The following is a 4,187-nucleotide window of genomic DNA, read 5'->3' as shown; positions in this document are numbered from 1 at the left end:
TATCGGTTAGCTTCAGCTCAATAAAGGTGGGGCGGCAGTTTTGGGCGCTTGCGACCCAAAACAGGAAAGAAACACGGCTGCCCCGGCGCTTGCTCTTTATCTTCTGGCGAAGAGCTTTTCAATATCGGTTAGCTTCAGCTCAATAAAGGTGGGGCGGCCGTGATTGCAAGTGCCGGATTGCGGCACTTGCTCCATTTGCCGCAGCAAAGCGTTCATTTCCTGCGGTTTTAGCCGCCGCCCGGAGCGCACTGAGCCGTGGCAGGCCATAGTGGCGGCAACATAATCCAGCCGGTCTTTCAGGCCGCCGGCAGTATCATGCTCCGCTGCTTCATCAGCCAGATCGCGCATAAGCTTTTGCACATTTATCTGCCCTAATAAAGCCGGCGTTTCCCGCACGGCCAGCGCATGATTGCCAAAAGGCTCAAATACAAGGCCGAATTTTTGCAAAAATTCGGCATGGGAGAGCAGGCGGGCAATATCTTCAGGCGGCAGCTCAATAATTTCGGGGATAAGCAGCATTTGTGAGGCCAAAGGCTCGGCATAAAGCGCTTGCTTCAGCGCCTCATAAACCAGCCTTTCATGGGCGGCGTGCTGATCAACAATAATCAAACTGTTTTCTGTCTGGGCAATAATATAATTCTGGTGAATTTGCGCCTTTGCCGCGCCTAAGGGAAATTGCGCCATTGCTGCGTGCTGTTCATCGGCTTCTGCTTCGTCCTGATTATCTTCCGGCAGGCGAAAATCGGCCGCCGGCGGGAAAGGTTGCGGCCACATTCCCGGCAAGGCGGGGGCGGAGGCTTTATTATCTGTCAGCAGGGGCGCCGCCGGTGCCGGCACTATTTCATCTTCGGTTTCATGCCAGGGAGCCGGATCTTCAGCAAAACCGGTTATCCGCCCTCGGCCGGCAGGATAAGCGCCCGAAGCAGCAGCAAAGGCGACTGGAGCCTTATTCCCCGCTTTAATAAAGGGCGCAGTCTCACTCTGCCGGTCGCGATAATACGCAGCCTCATATGCTTGATACGCTGTTTTATTGCCTGCCTGCCTGTTGGCCTCTGCCGCCTTTATCAAAGCTGCCGCCGCTGTGGTGGCGGGGCGGGCGCCTGCCTGCTCCAGCACCTGACGAATAGCGCCGATAATCAGGCCGCGTATCAGGCCGGCATCGCGAAAGCGCACATCGGCTTTGGCCGGGTGGACATTAACATCTACATGAGCGGGGTCAAGCTGCAAAAACAGGGCGGCCACAGCATGGCGGCCGGCGGGCAGCATATCGGCATAAGCGGCGCGCAAGGCAGCGCTGATGATTTTATCACGCACCGGGCGGCCATTAACATAGGCAAACTGGTGCAGAGCATTGCCGCGATGATAGGAAGGAATGCCGATAAAACCGAAAATATGCACATTTTCACGCCGCGCATTAAGCCCAACACTATTTTCGGCAAAATCCCGGCCGAGAATTTGTATCAGCCGGCTGTGATAGGCTTGCGCCCGGGCAATATCTTCTTCATTGCCCGGTTCAGCCTCAGGCTTTGCCGCCGCCTGGGCCGCGGCAGCAAATAGCGGTGCGGCAGGCAGGTCAATTATCAGGCGCTCCGTGCCTGAAAGGCTGAAGCGAATATGCGGAAAAGCAATGGCAAGGCGTTTGACATTATCGCTAATGGCTGCGGCTTCCGCCTGGTCGCTTTTTAAAAATTTCAGCCGCGCCGGGGTGGCGTAAAACAGGTCACGCACTTCCACCACTGTGCCGCTTTGTATCGCTGCCGGCCGCACCGGCGCTCTTCTGCCGCCCGCCACAGTGATTTCTGCTCCGGCCGTGCTTTCTCCGGCGCGTGAGGCCAGCCGCAAATGCGCAACAGAAGCAATAGAGGGTAAGGCCTCACCGCGAAAGCCCAGAGAGCGAATATCGTGAATATTATCGGCCATTTTGGAGGTGCAGTGGCGTGATACGGCCAGCTCCAGCTCATTGGCGGCAATGCCGCTGCCATTATCATGCACGCGGATAAGGTTTTTGCCGCCGCCGGCAGTGGTGATTTCTATCCGGTCGGCGCCGGCGTCAATAGCATTTTCTACCAGCTCTTTGACCACGCTGGCGGGGCGCTCCACCACTTCGCCGGCGGCAATGCGGTTGATAATTGTGTCTTTCAGGCGGTGTATGTTCATAAATCAAGCTTAGCCTATTCAGCCATGCGGTTGAAGAGCAAGTTTTGCTTATCCCAAATGAAACAGGGCCTGCGCTCCGCAAGACGAAATATATTGCTTATGCCGCGCCTGTGGGCTATGACTATATAAGAGATTTCAAAGTGAGGTTTGGGGCTGTTATGTGTGTTTTCCCAATCGCGAATGCGGGTGCCGGCGCCATGCCGGCAGCGGGATCTGCTGCGGCCGCAAACGGCATTTTCCCCGATACTTATATTGCCGCTTTAATAGAGAGCGGGGCAGTTAAGGCTGCTCTGTCCTTTGATGATAATCAGCTCCAGCCCGCCAGCCTGGATTTGCGCCTGGGCACCAGGGCCTGGCGCTTGCGTGCCTCTTTTTTACCCGGAGCAGGAAAAACTGTCGCCGACCGGCTGGAGCAGGTCAAGCTGCATGAAATTGATTTACAGGCCGGCGCTGTGCTCGAAACCGGCTGCGTTTATCTTGTCTGCCTGCTGGAAGAGCTGGCGCTGCCGGCAGATGTGTCTGCCGCCGCCAACCCCAAAAGCTCGACCGGGCGGCTTGATGTTTTTACCCGCATTATTGCCGATGGCGTGCGTGAATTTGACAAAATCCCTCCAGCCTATCACGGCCCGCTTTATCTGGAAATCAGCCCGCGCAGCTTTCCCATTCTGGTGCGCAGCGGCTCGCGTCTGGCGCAAATGCGGTTTGCACGCTCCGCGCGCTCCTGCGGTTTGCAAAGCGGCCTGACTCCGCTGGATAGTGCTGCCCTGCGCGCCTTGCAGAGCCGGGAGCAGCTTGTTTCTGACAAAATTCCTGATATTAGCAGCGCCGGTATTGCACTTTCGGTCGATTTGCAAGGCTCTGCCGGCGGCCGGGCCGGGCGGCTTATCGGCTATCGCAGCAAAAGGCTCTGCCCGGTAATTGATGTTGATAAACCGGCGGCCTGTGCGGTGGAAGATTTCTGGGAGCCGATTTATAATCGCGGCAGCGGGCAGATAGTGCTGGATCCGAATGAATTTTATATTCTTGCCTCACGCGAAGCCGTGCATGTGCCGCCGCTTTATGCGGCGGAAATGCGGCCTTTTGACCCGCTGGTGGGGGAGTTTCGCGTCCATTATGCCGGTTTTTTTGACCCCGGTTTCGGCCACACCCTCGCCGGGGGCGCCGGCGCGCGCGCCGTGCTGGAAGTGCGCAGCCATGAAGTGCCGTTTATCCTGGAACATGGGCAGATTATCGGCCGGCTGATTTATGAGCCAATGCTGGCCCGGCCTGAAAAACTCTATGGCGCGGGGGTAAAATCGCATTATCAGGCGCAAAAACTGAAATTATCCAAGCATTTTAAAGCTTGAGAGCGGGCAGATTGGGGCGGCAGCCTGGCTGCCTTTGTCTGATTGGCTATAATACTAACGGTAATAAGAACGTTGCGGCTTGACCGCATTTTCTGATTAGCTATAGCGGATTTAACGCGTTGCGGCTTGACCGCATTTGTCTTTACTGACAACACCGAAAGCATCTTCAATAACATGCTGATTTTATTCGTCTATTTTTTGGGTTAGGGCAGAAGAAAAGTCGGTTAGGGCAAAGAGGTTCAATTTTCATTCTCCCAATGAAGCATTTCAATGGACTCTGCCGCCATTTTTTGCGATTTGCAGAACGCGTATAAAGCGATGGCATTGCTCTAGACCGCCAGCCAAAAAATGCCGTTAACTGTTTTTCGGTTGCACCGGCATTTGCGCTGCGCACGGCGGCGATTTTGCGTATATTATGCGCCGATTTGGGCAGCTATACACGCCGCTCAGCCGGCGGCTGGTAAATATGGGGTGCAGCCTGGCCTTTGCCGCCGCAGCCTGGGGGCAGATTAAGTCTGCCGGCAGGAAAATTCTGCCGCAAACTATGGTGAAAAGCGGTTTTTGGTTGAAAAAAAGCTTTTCCCGGCGGTGAAAATGTTCTAATTCTGGCTCACGGCTCACGGCTCACGGCTCACGGCTCACGGCTCACGGCTCACGGCTCACGGCTCACGGCTCACGGCTCAC

The 4,187-nt window shown here is 55.8% G+C and carries 2 protein-coding genes; one reads left to right on the top strand and one right to left on the bottom strand.

Annotated elements, in window-relative coordinates:
* Window positions 1–96: 96 nt before the first annotated feature.
* Window positions 97–2,157, bottom strand: coding sequence for a DNA mismatch repair endonuclease MutL (gene mutL / locus DPQ22_RS07840; RefSeq protein WP_150214880.1), 2,061 nt, complete (start codon window positions 2,155–2,157; stop codon window positions 97–99).
* Between the two features lie 197 nt (window positions 2,158–2,354).
* On the opposite strand from mutL, the gene DPQ22_RS07835 reads away from it, so the two are divergent.
* Entirely contained in the window at window positions 2,355–3,503 is a 1,149-nt protein-coding gene (locus tag DPQ22_RS07835) for a 2'-deoxycytidine 5'-triphosphate deaminase (RefSeq protein WP_150214877.1), read from the top strand.
* Window positions 3,504–4,187: the final 684 nt, after the last annotated feature.

This window comes from Candidatus Tokpelaia sp. (genome assembly GCF_008636115.1).
Taxonomy (GTDB): Bacteria; Pseudomonadota; Alphaproteobacteria; order Rhizobiales; family Rhizobiaceae; genus QLZD01.
The sequence above is the reverse complement of the archived record's forward strand: the minus strand, read 5'-3'. Positions and strand labels throughout refer to the sequence as shown.